At 67.8% G+C, this 16044-nt stretch carries 9 protein-coding genes and 8 pseudogenes; 9 read left to right on the top strand and 8 right to left on the bottom strand.

Going from position 1 to position 16044, the window contains the following annotated elements; genetic code table 11:
- Positions 1 to 838 precede the first annotated feature (838 nt).
- Together ACFY5C_RS33760 and ACFY5C_RS33755 are read left to right on the top strand one after the other, a co-directional pair.
- Positions 839 to 1213: pseudogene (locus ACFY5C_RS33760) on the top strand (ATP-binding protein); the annotation flags it as partial.
- A gap of 52 nt (positions 1214 to 1265) precedes the next feature.
- Positions 1266 to 1619, top strand: a pseudogene (locus tag ACFY5C_RS33755) (hypothetical protein); the annotation flags it as partial.
- Positions 1620 to 1724: 105 nt separating this feature from the next.
- Here the strand turns inward: ACFY5C_RS33755 and ACFY5C_RS33750 are convergent.
- From ACFY5C_RS33750 to ACFY5C_RS33730, 5 genes and pseudogenes are all read right to left on the bottom strand, one after another.
- Positions 1725 to 2033 (bottom strand): SCO5918 family protein, encoded by a 309-nt coding sequence (locus ACFY5C_RS33750; protein WP_389451656.1) that lies wholly within the window; start codon positions 2031 to 2033, stop codon positions 1725 to 1727.
- Between the two features lie 51 nt (positions 2034 to 2084).
- The gene (locus ACFY5C_RS33745; RefSeq protein WP_389451654.1) at positions 2085 to 2489 is read right to left on the bottom strand and encodes a CBS domain-containing protein; all 405 of its coding nucleotides are present in this window, start codon (positions 2487 to 2489) and stop codon (positions 2085 to 2087) included.
- Positions 2490 to 2535: 46 nt separating this feature from the next.
- Positions 2536 to 4026 (bottom strand): DEAD/DEAH box helicase, encoded by a 1491-nt coding sequence (locus tag ACFY5C_RS33740; RefSeq protein WP_389451652.1) that lies wholly within the window; start codon positions 4024 to 4026, stop codon positions 2536 to 2538.
- 342 nt (positions 4027 to 4368) lie between these two features.
- Complete coding sequence (locus ACFY5C_RS33735) at positions 4369 to 4572, bottom strand: cold-shock protein (RefSeq protein WP_003973099.1); 204 nt, start codon at positions 4570 to 4572, stop codon at positions 4369 to 4371.
- Between the two features lie 1002 nt (positions 4573 to 5574).
- Positions 5575 to 5673: pseudogene (locus ACFY5C_RS33730) on the bottom strand (3-oxoadipate enol-lactone hydrolase); the annotation flags it as partial.
- 24 nt (positions 5674 to 5697) lie between these two features.
- On the opposite strand from ACFY5C_RS33730, the pseudogene ACFY5C_RS33725 reads away from it, so the two are divergent.
- Positions 5698 to 6093 (top strand): annotated as a pseudogene (locus tag ACFY5C_RS33725) (TraM recognition domain-containing protein); the annotation flags it as partial.
- Here ACFY5C_RS33725 and ACFY5C_RS33720 read toward each other — a convergent pair.
- Together ACFY5C_RS33720 and ACFY5C_RS33715 are read right to left on the bottom strand one after the other, a co-directional pair.
- Positions 6068 to 6845: pseudogene (locus ACFY5C_RS33720) on the bottom strand (IS5 family transposase). The pseudogenes ACFY5C_RS33725 and ACFY5C_RS33720 sit on opposite strands and share 26 nt — an antisense overlap.
- An 88-nt stretch (positions 6846 to 6933) precedes the next feature.
- Positions 6934 to 7944 (bottom strand): hypothetical protein, encoded by a 1011-nt coding sequence (locus ACFY5C_RS33715; RefSeq protein WP_389451650.1) that lies wholly within the window; start codon positions 7942 to 7944, stop codon positions 6934 to 6936.
- A 223-nt stretch (positions 7945 to 8167) separates the two neighbouring features.
- Here ACFY5C_RS33715 and ACFY5C_RS33710 point away from each other — a divergent pair.
- From ACFY5C_RS33710 to ACFY5C_RS33700, 3 genes and pseudogenes are all read left to right on the top strand, one after another.
- Positions 8168 to 8299, top strand: a pseudogene (locus tag ACFY5C_RS33710) (GNAT family N-acetyltransferase); the annotation flags it as partial.
- Between the two features lie 200 nt (positions 8300 to 8499).
- Positions 8500 to 8742, top strand: coding sequence for a hypothetical protein (locus ACFY5C_RS33705; RefSeq protein ID WP_389451648.1), 243 nt, complete (start codon positions 8500 to 8502; stop codon positions 8740 to 8742).
- 262 nt (positions 8743 to 9004) lie between these two features.
- A pseudogene (locus ACFY5C_RS33700) lies at positions 9005 to 9295 on the top strand (transposase family protein); the annotation flags it as partial.
- Between the two features lie 326 nt (positions 9296 to 9621).
- Here ACFY5C_RS33700 and ACFY5C_RS33695 read toward each other — a convergent pair.
- Positions 9622 to 10455, bottom strand: coding sequence for a PIG-L family deacetylase (locus ACFY5C_RS33695; protein WP_389451645.1), 834 nt, complete (start codon positions 10453 to 10455; stop codon positions 9622 to 9624).
- 1301 nt (positions 10456 to 11756) lie between these two features.
- Between ACFY5C_RS33695 and ACFY5C_RS33690 the strand changes: the two are divergent.
- The 3 genes and pseudogenes from ACFY5C_RS33690 to ACFY5C_RS33680 all read left to right on the top strand — a co-directional run.
- A pseudogene (locus ACFY5C_RS33690) lies at positions 11757 to 13166 on the top strand (hypothetical protein); the annotation flags it as partial.
- 286 nt (positions 13167 to 13452) lie between these two features.
- Entirely contained in the window at positions 13453 to 14841 is a 1389-nt protein-coding gene (locus tag ACFY5C_RS33685; RefSeq protein ID WP_389451642.1) for a CHAT domain-containing protein, read from the top strand.
- Positions 14838 to 15869 carry a hypothetical protein gene (locus ACFY5C_RS33680; RefSeq protein WP_389451639.1) on the top strand — a complete coding sequence of 344 codons (1032 nt, stop codon included), beginning with the start codon at positions 14838 to 14840 and terminating at the stop codon, positions 15867 to 15869. Before ACFY5C_RS33685 ends, ACFY5C_RS33680 begins: the two co-directional genes overlap by 4 nt.
- Positions 15870 to 16044: the final 175 nt, after the last annotated feature.

Below are 16044 nucleotides of genomic sequence, written 5' to 3'. Positions count from 1 at the left end.
CCCCACTGCCGAACTTCCCGGTGCGCGCGTCCGCAGCCGACGCCTTCACCGAGGTGCTGCTCACTGACTTCACTGCTGGATACTGCGAACTGCACTTACGGGTACTGCCACCGCGTCAACAGCGGTCCTGCTCACGGCGGCCCCTGATCACTGCGGGCCACCCGGTCCGGTCGTCAGTCCCGTCGCCGTCCTGCACCAACCCTGGCTTCGGTACTCCACCACCGCACCGCCCTGCGAACTGCAACTGCGGTACTGCTGCCCGGCAGTTCATCTCTGCCGGGCCTCGCTCGATCTCGGCTACGAGAGAAACCATAACCACACCGCTACCCAATGTCTACTCCAGCTAGAGTAGATTTCCGGGCGCTCGAAGACGAGGTAATCCCCCTCGACCGGTTCATGGCTGGTTCAAGCAGGTCCAGGGACAGGCGCTTCCAGCCGTGACGCCGCGCAGGTCGGCCGTGGACGGGCGCGGCGCGAGGGTCTGCGCCGCCCTCGACGATCCCGGGATAGTCGAGTAGTTCGTGGACGTGTGCATGCGGGCGCCACGATCCGCGGGTCGACGCTCCTGCTACCACCTCAGTGCATGACGAATATCGTCCCGCCGTCTCTCTCGCGCTCGCCCAGCGAGTGGCATCGCCGTGAACGGACCGCTTGCCCGGACCGGCACCGCCCCCGGCTCGAGCAGACCGTGGGCCGCCGAGACACGGGCTCACGGCAGCAGGTGCCGTCATGCGTCGAGGCAAGTACTGGGCTCTGAGGGGGGGCGGGCCACACGGGTTGGGTACGCACGAGCAGGGCATGGATGAACCAGAGACCAGGGTGACCTGATGATCACGGATTGCCGACGCCGCAGCCGTCCGTTCCACCAAGGGCCGTTGCCGAGGCACGCGATACGGCACGGGCCTTCCTCGAAGGTTTGCGGCAGCCGGCCGCGGCCCCTGACACAGCAGACGCTGTTGTCCTGGGTCATGTCCGAGCTCGTCACCAATGCCCTGCGCCACGGCGGGGCCACTGCACACTGGAACTGACTGCGCACCCCGACGCCATCGAGGTGGCTGTCCACGACGGCAGTCGGCATGCGCCGCGCATGCGCACCCCTGACCTGAACGGCGGCACCGGGGGCTTCGGCCGACACATGGTCAACCGCCTCGCCCACACCACGCCGGTCACCCGGCGGGCCTCCGGCGGCAAGACCGTGAGCGCCTGCCTTGCGTGCGAGCGTCACCGCTCAAGCATCCGGATGGCCGGCGAACATGGTCCGCCTCATGTCACAGCCTGACGAGCTGCTCGTTGACGTCGCCGCCCTGGTGGAGTCCGACCACAGCAATCAGAGCAACTGACCGTGGTCACCAGTGGCGCTGTCATGACCGGTCGACTGGCTCTCGCGGCCATGCGGAGGAAGAGGGTGTCGGATGTGCTGACGGATTCCGCCCGCTTGGGCGAGTTCGCCGCCGTCCTCGACTCCCCCGCGAAGAAGGACGGGCCGCCCCCGCATCTGCACTTCCATGTCGCCCGGATCCTGCCAGGGCACGGAGGGGATCCCGGAGACCGGGATGTACTGGGTTGCGATCGAGGACGCCAGCGCCTGGACCGTGGGCGACTTCAGCTATTCCGACCACCGAGCGACGGCGACGGGAACCGGCTGCACGCAGTGTGGGCCCGACCGGCGTACCGGTAGGGCCCACACTGCTGTTCAGGTGTCGGCTCGTGCCTGGTTCCCCCGGTCAGACGGATACGGCGGTGCCGAGCATCGAGGAGGCGTGCTGCATCGGGCTGAGAATGCCCAGGGGCGCGGCCTTGGGGACGGCGCGGCAGGTAAAGCCGAGCTGAGCCATGGCCCGCAGGACTTCGGCGGCACTGAAGTCACGGCGGTCCTGGCGGGTGATGACCTGGCCGACCTGCTTGACGGGGTAGTGACGGCGGCCGATGATCACCGATTCACCGGTGACCGGTTCGGGCTTGACGCCCTTCATCGATTCCAGCACGCCGCCCTTGGTGAGCTCGAAGGGGAAGCGGGCGATGACACAGCGCATGTGGCCTCACAGAGAGAAAGGGAAGAACGTTCCGACCAGGGATGAGGCGGTTCAGCCGGAGAGGGTAAGGATGCCCGGGGCGCTGCCTTGCTCGTCCGCGACTCGCAGGGCACCGAGCCGACGGGAGCGCATCGCGTGCTCGGCTTCGCCCATCGTGGTCAGGCGTGAGGTGAACGATCCGTGGTCGCCGAGGATGTCGCGCAGGCGGACGCGGTCCGTGCGAGCACCGCTGTCGCGAACGGCGGTGAGGTCGGTTCGGGTCACCAGACCGATGTGCTGGTCGTCCTGGTCGCAGACGGCCAGTCGGCCCGTGCGTGCGGCGGCCATGACGGCGAGCGCCACCTCGATACTCATGTCGTCACTGACCTGCGGTCCGGCCGCGTCCACGACCTCCACCGCCGTCCTGTGCACGGGGTTGACGTCCGCCGAGCGGGACTGCGTCTGAATCAGCGTCAAAAGGTGCCTCCTGCAGAGATGGGTCAGCTTCCTGATCACGAAGGTTCTAGGCCGCCGCGTCGAAGACGGACTTGCGTACCGGGCCGCGCCGGGCCCCCGAGGAGGGCCGGCGGCGGCCTCGGGAGGAGGTGCTGCGCTTGGGGCGTTCGACCACCGGTGCGGTGATGACGACCGGGATGCCGGACGGGGCCTGGGCACCGGTGATCCGGCTCAGGGCCTCGTCTCCCGAACGGACCTGGGTGGTCTGCGGCCGGATTCCGGCGTCCGACATGAGGCGGACCATGCCTCGGCGCTGGTGCGGTGTGACGAGCGTGACGACACTGCCGGACTCGCCTGCGCGGGCGGTACGGCCGCCGCGGTGGAGGTAGTCCTTGTGGTCGGTCGGCGGATCGACGTTGACGACGAGGTCGAGGTTGTCGACGTGGATGCCGCGCGCAGCGACATTGGTTGCCACCAGCACGGTGACGTGCCCCGTCCTGAACTGCGTCAGCGTGCGGGTGCGTTGCGGCTGCGACTTGCCGCCGTGCAGTGCGGCGGCGCGTACCCCGCTGTTGAGCAGGTCCTGGGTCAGCCGGTCGACGGCGTGCTTGGTGTCCAGGAACATGATCACGCGTCCGTCGCGGGCGGCGATCTCGGTCGTGGCGGCGTGCTTGTCGGCGCCGTGGACGTGCAGGACGTGGTGCTCCATCGTCGTGACCGCACCGGCCGACGGGTCGACCGAATGCACGACGGGGTCGGTCAGATAGCGGCGCACCAGCAGGTCGACGTTTCGGTCCAAGGTGGCGGAGAACAGCATGCGCTGCCCCTCGGGGCGGACCTGGTCGAGCAGCGCGGTGACTTGGGGCATGAAGCCCATGTCGGCCATCTGGTCGGCCTCGTCCAGCACCGTGATGCCCACGTGGTTCAGCCGGCAGTCGCCACGGTCGATGAGGTCCTTGAGCCGTCCGGGCGTCGCGACGACGACCTCAGCCCCGCCGCGCAGCGCGCCGGCCTGCTTGCCGATGGACATCCCGCCCACCACCGTGGCCAGCCGCAGCTTGACGGAACGGGCGTACGGCGTGAGCGCGTCGGTCACCTGCTGCGCCAACTCACGCGTCGGTACGAGGATCAATCCCAGCGGCTGACGGGGCTCAGCACGCTGTCCAGCGGTGCGGGCGAGCAGGGCGAGACCGAAGGCGAGGGTCTTGCCGGAACCGGTGCGCCCACGGCCCAGGACGTCACGGCCCGCCAAGGAGTTCGGCAGCGTCGCTGCCTGGATCGGGAACGGTGCGGTCACACCCTGCTTGCCGAGTTCGGCCAGAAGTTGTTCGGGCATGGCGAGATCGGCGAAGCCCTCAACGGCGGGCAGCGCGGGGGTGATCGTTTTGGGGAGGGCGAACTCACCCTGCACTGCGGCGGGTCGGCGGCCGTAACCGCCGGAACCCGACCCGCCCGAACGGCGCGGTGCCTGCGAGCCGAAGCGGCTGCCGCCCCTGCCGGCGTCGGCGCTGCCCTTACGGGTGCGGGCGGGGCGGTCGTTCGTGTATGTGTGGTTCATGCGGAACCTTCCTCGATGTGGCACATATCAAGGAATTCCCGCAGCGATGAGCGGCATGGAGAATTACGAGTATGGACCAGCGGCAAAAGAACGCAGATCTGGCTGGAGAAAATCTCCGGGAGCGCAGATACTGAAATGAGTGACACGGTGGGGACTTGAGATCCGAGCCTCGGCTGGGGTGCAGCTCTTCAGGATCCGCCTGGATCCTGAAGGAGCACCTGCGCATGGTTGGACTGCGGATTCCTCCACGTCGTCCCGCGGGTGAAACCGCTGCGGGAGAGCGTGCAGCTGGGGCCCGCACCCCGAAGGATGCGGGCCCCAGCTACGGATTGTGCGTGAGCGTCAGGCGGGAACGATGTTCTCGGCCGTCGGGCCCTTCTGGCCCTGCGCGATGTCGAAGTTGACCTTCTGACCTTCGAGCAGTTCACGGAAGCCCTGCGCGGCAATGTTCGAGTAGTGGGCGAACACGTCCGCGCCACCACCGTCCTGCTCGATGAAGCCGAAGCCCTTTTCCGCGTTGAACCACTTCACGGTACCAGCAGCCATGTCATATCTCCTTTGGGGCAGTACATCGGAATCCGCACCGTACGGACACCATGTCGCCGCGATGATTACCCCGCCCGGAAAATGACCGGATTTACAAAAGTGCTCCCGACCGACTGAAGCCGGGACGGGGGCACTCGAAGTTTTTGGGAACCACAACTGCAACTGAGATCGACAGTAGCACGCCGGAACGGCCTGCGCACATTACATAATTCCACTCCGTCCATTGCAGCAAAAACTCTTCCTGCATGATCCGTCAAACTCTCACTTCGCGGGAACAGATATTGCTTCACTCGGGTGCGATGTTTCGAAAGAGCGGTGTCGTCAGCCGCACCCCGGACCGCCGGGGCAGAAGTCACCTACGCGGCTGTCCGCACGATCGCCGCCAGAAGGCGTCCCCAGCAGTTCGTCCCGGCGTGCCGGCGCTACATCACGGCCCCCCCACTGACCGTCCGAGGGCTTGCGTCAGCGGCGGGTTGCCACGTCGGGCCGTCCAATGCGCCGATATGGCCGCACGCTCCCTCACGACCAGCTCGCCCGAGACCCTGCAGGAAGCAAGTCCCTCCGAGGGGACGCCACCGAACACGAGCGACTGGCCTGGCGCTGACGAGCTCGTACCTGGTCGGTGGTGCTGTGATGAACCAGCGATCACCGCGGCAGTCTCGATGGAGTCGTGCTTGCGCCCCCCGCTGGACAGCTACCGCATCCCGTCGGTGTCGAAAGCGTGAACGTCCACGAACTCACCTCCCGGGCGACGGGCCACTGGGTCAGGTACCGGCCCAAGCCGGTCGCGCGCTCAACAGCCAGCCCTGGACGCTGCGCGCCGTCGTAACCCACCGCGCACAGAGGATTCGCCAGGCCATCCCGGCGGTGCTTTGCCGTATCACCAGCGCTCTCACGCACGTCTCACGAACAGGGTCGACACTCCCCGACCACAAGACCTTGACCTGCGCGTATACGCCTCGCGTGGACCACCTGGACCGCACACGACGCGATCTACATCCTGTGCCATGTGGTACCCAGTGAGGGAACGAGGATCAGGACTGGGGCGTCTTCTGGCCCGTCAAACCGGTATTGCAGGGTGCTCATCGGTGTCTCACTCACCCGCCCGACCCCCTCATCTGTCACCTGCAGTCCTACCGGCAGGGACAGAAAGTCTGGGGCGATGCGGGCATGGATGCCATGTGGTCCGCCTCCACCATCAAGGTCATCGGCTCCGGTATCGATGACCCGGACTTCGCCGACAAGCTCTCTCGCCTGATCGGCGACCACGACGTGGAGACGACCTCCACCTCAACCTCGGAGTCCGGCAAGTCCACCTCCGTGTCCATGCGACAGGAACGCATCCTGGCCGCCGACGCCATCCGCGCGCTGCCCAAGGGCACCGCGCTCGCGTGCGCCACCGGCATGCGCGCGGCCGTGCTCGACCTGTGCCCCTGGTATCTCGAGCCCGGCGCCGCCGAACTGTCCGCCGCCTCCGCCCGCGCCTCCAAGGGCATCACCGCCCGCGCCATCGCGAAGGCCCCCCTAACAGGAAGTGCCCGGCCTTGCGCTCGTAGCGGCGGTGCAATCGTCGGCATCCGGCGAGCCAGGGCATCGTGCGTTCTATGGTCCAGCGGCGGCGGCCCAGGCGGGTCGAGGGCTCGATGCCCTTGCGGGCGATGCGGTGCCTGATGCCGAGCCCGCGTGACCATCGCCGCAGGTGGTCGTATTCGTGTCCCTGTCGGCGTGGAGCTTTCCGGGTTTGCGCCGCCGGCGTCCGCGCCGGGAGCGTATTGGCGGCATGCCCTTCACGAGCGGGATCAGCGCCTGGCTGTCGCGGAGGTTCGCGCTCGAGATTCCGACGGACAGGGCAGACCGGTCCGCTCGGTGATCAAGTGGATCTTCGAGCCGTACTTGCCCCGGTCGACAGGATTCTGACCTGTTAGGTCCCATTTCAGGCCCGCATGTTCACCGAGTCGATCGCGCAGCGGGACCAGTCCAGCTCGCCGCGGGCGCCGAGGTCGTCGAGGACCAGGCGGTGGAGTTGGCCCACACCCTGGCCTTCGACCACTCGGCAAAGCGCCGGTGAGCGGTCGCTCCAGACGGCCCGAACGACGCGGACGGCAACTGCTGCCACAGCCCGACGTGGCCACGAACACGATTGCAGCCGGCACCTCCCGGTCGCCGTGCCGGCGCCGGCCGCCACCCTGGGGCCGCGACGGAGCCTCCGGGACCACCCGCTGGAACAGCTCCCACAACTCATCCGGCACCAGCCGCTCAACGATCGAGGCCACGGCCGCCAGCCTACCGACCCAAATGAGATGACATCTAAGCCTCAACCCCCAGACATCGTCCGAGGGTTGAGACCTTTTGCGTTCCGGGTCAGCGCATGATGTCGGTCAGGCGGTCGCTCACGTCGTCGAAGCGCATGCTCTCCGAGGCGTTGCGCCGTGCGCAGTTGAACGCCGCGGCCAGGGCCGCGCCGTTACCCGAGGGGAGCGCGCGCTCCATCTCCCGCCGGCACTCCACGATCTGGTCGTGGAAGCGCTGGAAGTCCTCGCGGCGGATCGAGCGGGTGCCCTCTTCAGGGTCGCGTGGTCCGTTCACCGTCTCGATGGCGCTGAACAGAGCGAAGTCGGTATTGGAGAGGTGGCGGGCATACTCGGCGTGCAAGTCGTTGCCGGCTGCGGCAGCAACGACATTGTGGATGCCGACCCGGCCGTCCGGAGCGCTGCCGCCGAGCTCCCCTTCATTGTCGAGACGGTTGAAGTTGGCCTCTGACAGGAACCACGCGGCGGTCCGCTGGTACTCGTAGAGGCGGGCGTGGGTGTAGTTGACGTCCTCGCGAAGTACTCGGTCGACGTACACCTCGCCGGCTACCGAGTCGGGATTCTCGACCACGACCTCGCCGTCGAAGTTGTTGTTGCCCACGAGGATCGCGTCCCCGAGGATGACGATCTTGTCGGCAGCGATGTTGTTGCCCTCGAAGATGCCCCCACCCAGATAGACCGTGCCCCCGCGGAGATTGATCTGGTTCCCGAGGTAGGCGTGGAGCTGCGCATTGGCGTGGAACGCGCCGCCCGAGGCGTTGTAGACGGCACGCTCGACACCGCAGTCTCTCGGCTCGAGGCCGAAGGTGGCGGTGGAGTTGGGGCCCCCGGTGAAGCAGTTGCCCGCGACCAGGTTCCCGCCAGGGCCCACGGTGAAGGTGCCTTCGAACCGGAGGGTGGGAACGTCCCCGGACGCGTGCTCCCTGGACTGGCTCAGGTCGTCGGCCTGCGCCGCCGGTGCGCCGATCAGGATGCCTGCCGCGGCCGCCATGGCGCACATGGACACCAGCGCTCGCTTCGCCCGCTCTGGTCGTGGTATTTCGCCGTTCTTGGTGTTTGCCATTCCCGTACATTCCCTTCGTCCAAGCGATGCCCAAAGCGACTTCATACCCCCAACTGAAGGGAGCCGCCTCCGAGTTAACGACGCTACAGTTCGCGGCACCGCCGCAGGGTGGTCGTCCGTCTTACGAACTTCTTACGCCGTTATCGGGTTGAAGGTTCAATAGCGGGCTGTGGGTAATCAGAAATGCCTGTGATGCATGTTGACCTGCGGTGACGATCGCCGAATGAGCTATGAGATACGTCCTGTGCGGGCTGATGAGTGGCAGCGGGTGAAGGAGCTCAGGCTGCTCGCGCTGCGGGATCCGGCGGCGCCCATCGCCTGTCTGGAGACGTACGAGGATGCTGTACGGCGGCCCCGACCCCTGCATGGGAGATTTCAGTACCCAAGTCGCAGCTTCGTCCACTCGAAGGCTGACGCGAGGCCTCTTCAAAAGCGCCAGCCGATCCGCCTGGGGGAGATCAAGGCCGGTCCGATCGTGAACCGGCTGCGGGACTGCGCGAGTTGGGCGGAGATCCGACGTTCGAGCGGTTCCCCGCTTCGGAGGAGTTGTTCCTCGTGCTGGACCACGCGCGGACGTGCGCCGGCAAGTTGAAGCAGCCGAAGGACAGCCTGGGCAATGTGGTGGGCAAGGCCGCAGTGTTGCGCACGAAGTTGTGGCAGTACCTGCGCGAGCGGGCCGATGCTGGGCAGCTGAGGGCGATCGAGGACGGCCCGGCCGATGGCGTGCCATGGGACCTCTTCACCGAAGCGCTGTGCGTGACCTCCAAGCAGGGTGCGTACCAGGGGGCCGGCGGTTGAAGGCCGAGCAGGTCCGCGAACCCAGCGACCTCCGCGCGCCCGCGGTCACTCGGGCACACGAGGACCGCGGTCGCCGAAGACCGAGCAGGGCATGCCCTGATGCTCGTGCAGGAGCGACGCTTCCCGTTGCCCAGCAGATCGGCCGGCTACCGGCTGGGCCGGGACGTGTCCGGCAACGCCGTCGGAAGCGTCCGGCGGCCCACCCTTCTCTTCGTCATCCAAAGCGTGTTGCCCAAGGCTCTGAGCTGGGCATCTTCTGTGTATGGCCGGGGTGTTAAGGGCTGAGCGGGTGTGGGTGGAGACATTCACGGGGCTGCAGGTGACGCAGTTTGCACGCTTCTTGAAGGTCGTGCGCGAGCGAGGTGGCAATGGCACATTGCGGGGGCGTCCGTGGTCCCTGCCGCTGGCCGAGCGGGTGCAGCTGGTGGCCGTCTACTACCGCACGAACCTGACTATGCGGCAACTGGGCCCGCTGTGCGGCATCTCCTCCTCCACGGTGCACCGTGTCGTCCAGCGACTCGGGCCGCTGCTCGCGCTCGAACCCGTCGCCCGCGCAGCCGATGCCGCGGACCGGCTATCCCTCGTGACCTGCAGTTTCTTCCGCAGTCTCACTGCGTGTCGGACAACGTAGTCTCAGCTTTGTGTCATTTCCTCGGCGGTCTGTCTTGATCGGAGCAGACCGTCGGGCTGGTGACCTGAGCTCTCGCGCTCCTTCCGAGTCGGCAGTGCGGGCACGCATCGACGCCGTCGGCGAGGCCTGCCGACCTGGTCGCGGGCTGCCGGAGCGGAACCCGCGTGGATAAGTCTCCGAGTGTGCGACGCGCTCGATAGCGCCGTGCGGAAGATGAGCTTTCCCGAGCTCCGCTCCGGATGGGTGGATCAGCGCAGTCCGGCGAAGAGATCGTTCTCGGGTACGGCCGCGCCGGTGGCGTCCTGGACACGTACGAAGGTCTCCATGCCCATCAACTCGCCGAACCTCTCCTTGCCCATCTTGAGGAAGAAGATGTTCTCGCCCTGACTGGCGTGCGCGGCCAGCGCGTCGAACTTCTGACCGCTGAACGCGGTGGTGTCCACCCACGTGGTGATCTCATCGTCGGGGAGGCCGATCTCGGCCATCGCGGCGGCCTCGGCAGGATCCGGCTCCGGCATGTCCGGATGAAACTCGCGCATGATCTCGCCGAACCGCTGCATCCCCGAGCGGGGCATCGTGGTCCAGTACACCTTCGGTGTCAGCGCGGTCATGTCCAGCGCCGCCATCGTGATGCGGTGGGCCTGGATGTGATCGGGGTGGCCGTAGAAGCCGTTCTCGTCGTAGGTGACGACCACATCAGGTCGGTAGTGCCGCATGAGTTCTGCGAGTCGGGCCGCGCCTTCGTCCACGGGGGTCTGCCAGAAGGATCCGGGGGCGTCGTTGCTCGGCCAGCCCATCATCCCGGAGTCGGCATAGTTCAGCATCTCCAGATCGCTGACCTTCAGGACGTCACAGCTGGCCTCGAGTTCTTGACGGCGCATCAGGGCGACCGCCGCCGGATCGTGCCCGGGGTCGCCCGGCTTGACACCCCCCGGTCCGTCACCGCAACCGCCGTCGGTACACGTCACGAGAACCGTGCGGATGCCTTCCGCCGCGTATCGCGCGAGGACCCCTCCGGTTCCGGTGGCCTCGTCGTCGGGGTGGGCGTGTACTGCCATGAGCGTCAAGGGCCGGTCAGTCATAAAACAGTCCTCCTGCAGAAATACGTCTTGGTCCGACGGCGTGGCGGGCGTACCGCTCCTGGGGCCCGGTTCCTGGTGGGGCGGACGACTCTCTGGTCTCCGTGTGCCCCGCCCGTGCGGCGCCGGGTCCCTCGGTCGATGCAACCGTGCCGCCGGACCGGCTGTTCCCGGCGCGGCCGCTTGGCCTTCCGGGCGTCGGCGTTTTCAACGCGAACGAGGTACGGGCGCGACCTGCATTGTCCTGTCGCACTGCGTCTGGCGTGTGGTGGGCTGCTGACCTGCGCGGTTGCCAGGTTGTTTGAGAGCGCCAGTGGCCAGCGCTCTCAAACGACCCAGACTTTGCGGAAGTCTCGTTCGTGATAGATGGAGGAAGCGCCGTCAAAATCGCCAACGGTATCCGTCGGAGATCGCCGTCTCCATGGTGCTGCGATGTGGAAAGCCCCGAACCCGCCCTCACCGCCTCGGATCTGCACGTGGTGATGTGCTGTGCGATGTGCACCGTTACCTGTACGCGGTACTGAGCTGCACTGTTAGAGCTCGCACCACGATCTTCTCGTTGCCCCGGGTGCAGCCACAGTGAAGCGGTCGAGTGATCTTCGAGTCGTGGAAGCTGACCGAGTGGTGCTCTTCGTTACTCGCTCGGTCGCTTTCCGTAGTAGCGACTGGCAGTCCGGGCCAGCTTCCGCTGGATCACCCGCAGCATCCTGATCGTCTCCGCATCGTCGCGCCCCGTGGTCGTTGACCAGTCGACGCCCGACTCGGCGAGGTCGCTAACGAAGACGATCTCTGTAGCCAGAAGTGTCCGTGCCCAGTCCGCTGCGCCGAGTGGGGCGTCTTCGCCAAGAGCCTTCCGGAGCCTTTGGCACTGGTCGAACAGATCCTGCGTGCCTGAGTCCTGACCGCGAATGTCTCGGGTACCTCAGCCCCACCGCTTGCCTCCAACGGCTTCCATCCCGCTCAACGGAGGCAGCCATGGGCGCTTTGGGCAGGCGAACTTGGACCATGATCGCCCACCCGTTTCCGTGCAGACGCAGTCTGCGCCAAGCCCTCCCGCCGACGCAGCCGGTCCCCCATTTGGTACCGGATCCACCCGAGCTCATCGCTCGAAGTGCCTGTTCTGCCACCCATCATGCCTCGATGAGCTGTCAGCCTCGACCCTAAACATGTGGGCTCCACACGGCCTACGCCGATGTCAACTGTGCTCAAGTCCGCTATCTGCGTTGCCGGTTGAATGGACTTTGTGGCAGTAGCCTGACGGGCTCCGGCTTGGGTTCTGGGGCCTGACCGGGGAAACTGATTCGGTGACGTCCCGTGACCCGCGTGGCTCCCTGCTTCGACTCGTCCGCCCGCAACCCCTGGCCGCCGCCCCACGAGCTTTGAACCAGCGGCGCTCCCGCCGCCCCGCACCCCGCCCCCCGGAGGGCACACCGACCCCCGCAGAACTGGCCAGAATGGCGCGCTCCGGCCTGGCCGCGGCGGCCCGCGTCGCCCACTGGGTCGACGCGGCGCTGCGCCCCGGCCGCGACGGCGCGAGCCCCGACGGCAAGGGCACCCTCTCCGACGCGACCGCCGAACGCGCGGCCCAGGGCCTCGGCCTGACCATCGCTCAGGTCCGAGCCGACTGGGACACCGCCCGTCTCGCCGGCCTCGTCGAGGTGCACGGCGCCGTCGCCCGCCCCGGCTGGCGGCTGCGCGCCTGGGACCGCGACGACAGCGCCGTACTGCGCGGCTGGGTCGCCCTGTTCGACGCCTGGTCGCTCGCCCACCCGGAACCCAACCAGGATGAGCACGGTGCCGCGGCTGACGTTGTCGCGGCCATGCCCCAGGTGCTCTCCTTCCTGCAACTGTCCGCCGGGCCCGTTCCCGTTCCGCAACTCCTCGACCTCCTAGAGCAGCGGGTCACCGAGCTGCGCACCGAGCGCTGCGAGATTCCATACGGTCCGCAGCCCGTGCCGGTCGCCGAAGCCGTGGCCACCGAAGCCACGGCCGCCGAGGACACGCCCCTCGCCCCGCTCCTCGACTGGGCCCTGCAGGCCCTCGCCTCCGTCGGCGCCCTCACCTACGGCGACGGCCAGGCCACGCTCACCCCGCTCGGCAGCTGGGCGGTATGGGTCAAGCTGGAACAGATCTGCGTCGCCGCGCAGAGTCCCGCCGGGAACATCGAGCAGTCCGCCGAAGCCATGCTCCGCGGCTGCGCCCACCTGCGCCCCAACGCGGCCCGCAGCGAATACCGCGCCTGGCTCGCCGCCCGCCCGGTGGGCAGCGCCGTCACCGAGCTGATCGGCGCTGCCCGCGGCGACGACGCCCTCCTGCGTGGCCTCGCCTTCGAGGCGCTGCGCGTCGTCGGCGCCCCCGCCGAGCCCGACGTGCGCGCCGTCCTCGACCAGCCAGCCCTACGGCCGTACGCCTTGCTGTGGCTCGCCGAATACGACGGCATCGACCCCGAGGACGCGCTCGAGGTCCTCACCCGGGACGAGGCCACCTGGCTGTGGGTCGACACCGCCGCCGCCGTCGCCGACCACGGCGAGGCCCCGATGCTCGTGCGGCACCTGGAGTCCGCGGTGCAGCCGACCATCCCCGCCCTGCTCGACGAGGTGCGCGCGGTCGGCCACCCCCGAACCGTGCAGGTCCTCGTCGCACTCGCCGCCGCACACCCCGACCCCGCCCTCGCCAAGGCCGTCCGCCGCGCCGCCTTCCAGGTGCACACCGGGGCGCCACCACGATGCCGGGCTCAACTGACCCTCGTGGACGACGACCCCAGCGCCGGGACCCCCGTACGCCTGACCGTGCAGCTGGTGGCCGAGGCCGGGCATCCTTGGGCCCGCCCGGGTGCCCGTCCCCCGTTGGACATCGTGGCCCTGCCGCTGAGCAGTGCGGACGTTGTGCCGGCCACGGTGCTGTACGACCCGGAAAACACCGAATCCGCCCAGTTCCGTGTCATGGCCGCGGAGCCTGGCACGCACCGCATCCGGTTCACCTTTCTGCACCACGACACTGGTGTCGCCCTGCAGCAAGTGGAGACGGACCTGGACGTCGCGGCTGCCGATCCCCTGGGGGCAGGGACGAAACCGCTGTTGCCTCGCAGGGGAAGGTTCTGACCACGTGCCGCGCTCATTGACCACCCGTGTTGTCCAGGATCCCAGCGATGGATTCCGCTTTCTGCCGCATCTGGAGACTGAGCCGCCCGATCTTCGCGTCAGTTTCGACGTCCTCGGCGGCGGCCGGATCCGTGCTCGAATGACGGGCGCGTCTGTTCCCGCGCTCGTGGGGACAGAGCACAAGGCCGACCTGATCGCCCGGCCAGATGAGGTCCACGGAGCGGCGGCCCGGCTATGCGCTCGCTGGAAGGAGCGGTTCGTCGACTTCCAGCCGGTCGACGGCCAACGCAGGGCCCTGCGGGATCGGCGGCGCCCGTACGCGGTGGCCGCAGATCTCAGCGGCGAACAGGAGGACGAGCTGCGCACGGTGGTGGCCGATCTGGCCCGCAGCGGCGAGTCCCTGCTGTTCGACACCCTGCTACGCGGCGACGATGTGCGGATCGAGATGTTCCGCTCCTTTCTCCGCTCGGCCTTGTCCAGGGAGGGGCTACGGGTACGGTTCGACTCCGATCTGCAGCTCCCCTGGCCGATGCTCTGCACCGGCGAGGAACCCACCGCGTCCGCAACGACCCTCAGTGCACTCTTCGCCCGCTTCCTCGGTTACCGCCATCAGATTGAGCACACGGGCGACGCCTATGCGTGGATCGGCCCGCCCCGTGCTGCACAGCAGCGGCCCGCCGTCAGCCTGAACCACGACGTCCGCGTGGGCAGCGCGACCCGGGCTGACGAAGTCGCGAAGGTACTGACGGAGGGCACGGCGTGCACCGTGCGCACCACGTACGAGGAACTCGTCCGCGATTTCCGGAATCCGCATCTGGACGAGCAGTTGATGTACTTCTGGTGCCACGGCGAGTTCATCGGCAACGAACCCGAACCCCACGTCCTGGTAATCAGACTCACGGATGGCGCCTCCTTCGACGGCCACACCGTACGCGAGCTGCGGGCACGCCACCGGCACAGCAGCTTCCGACCGCTCGTTCTGCTCAACGCCTGCCATGCCGGAGTCTCCGGGGCGAGCGCGGACCGTGCGTTCCTGGGGCGCATGCTCATCGAGCACGGTGCGCAGGGCGTGCTGGGGCCGCATATCGCGATGCCGCAGGCGTTCGCCGCCGAGTACGCGCTTGAGTTCGTCAGGCGCTACCTGCGCGGCGAGTCGACCGCCGGCAGGATCGTGCACGAGCTGGCCCGGCACTTCGCGGCCCGATACCGCAACCCGCTGGGCTTCACCTACGGGCTGCACGGCGGGTTGGACTCCCGTCTGGAACTGACAAGCGGAGGTGACGCGTGAGCCGGTCCGTTGCGGTCGTCGAGGCTGTTGACCTGGACGAGAGCGGTTGGTTACTTGACGTCAGCACCGGTGAGCCAGTGCCTGACCACTGGCTGCGCAACTACTTCACGGAGCGCCTCGCCCCGCCCGCCTGGGCGACGGACATCTTCGTTTACGTGCACGGCTGGCAGACGTCCTCCAGCTCCGCCCACCGCGCTGCCGAACGGCTGCTGAACCTGGCACACGCCAACCTGGCGGCAGCCCCGGACAGGTATCCCGCCCTGGCCGACCAGGGCTTCAGACCGTGGTGCGTTGTGGTGCGATGGCCGTCCTCCAGCCCGATCACCTCTTCCGGCTACCGCAAAATCAGGGACCGGGCGCACGCAATGGGTGCGCGCAACGGTGACGGACACGCCGCCCACATCCTGGGCCGGCTCCTCGGCTACCTGGACGCGGAGCGCGCCGACCCCGGGGCGGCACCGGTACTGGCCAACCGCGACGGGCAGTACCTCCACCTCGTCGGACACTCCTTCGGCTGCCGGTTCCTGTGCGAGGCGGTGCAGTGGTCGGCGGACCCGCAGCGTGCGGACACACTCGGCTGGAGCACGGCGGGCCGTTCACCGAGCCGCCCCTTCACAGTGGACAGCATGCTGCTGTTCCAGATGGCTGCACGGCGCGACGCTTTCCTCTCGCTCTTCCCGTGCATCCTGCCAAGTGGCCGGCACGACGGCGCCCCACTGAGGGGACCCATCGTCGCCACGTACTCCCGCCACGACCGGGCGAACGGGTTCTGGCACCTGCAGGCGGAGCGGCAGCACGGCATTGGGCACTCCGGGATCGGCCCAGCGCCCGTGCCCATGTTCACCACACGTCTGCTGCCGCTTGACGAGCGGTATCCGCTCAACGCGCTGGACCACCACTTCGTGAACGTCGACGCCTCCGATGTGTACATCCGCGGTCGCCGCCTCAGCCCGGCTGGGGCCCACTCCGACCACGTGCGTCCGGAATCGGCCCATCTGTTGCTCACTCTCGCGGACTACTCGCGCTGAGCAACCCGTGCAGGACGTCCGGCGAAACCTTCGTGAGACGTCGCAACCACACCGGACATGCCCCCGTGCATCGCAGGGCTCGGGAGCGGAGCCCGGACTCGCTGAACACGTGGAGAGCGGATCAGCAAAACTACACGCGAACGATCAGGCAAGGGTCGTCTCAATTCGCTGTCCC

This window comes from Streptomyces sp. NPDC012935 (genome assembly GCF_042900345.1).
GTDB lineage: Bacteria > Actinomycetota > Actinomycetes > Streptomycetales > Streptomycetaceae > Streptomyces.
This window is presented reverse-complemented; position numbering and strand designations above follow the sequence as displayed.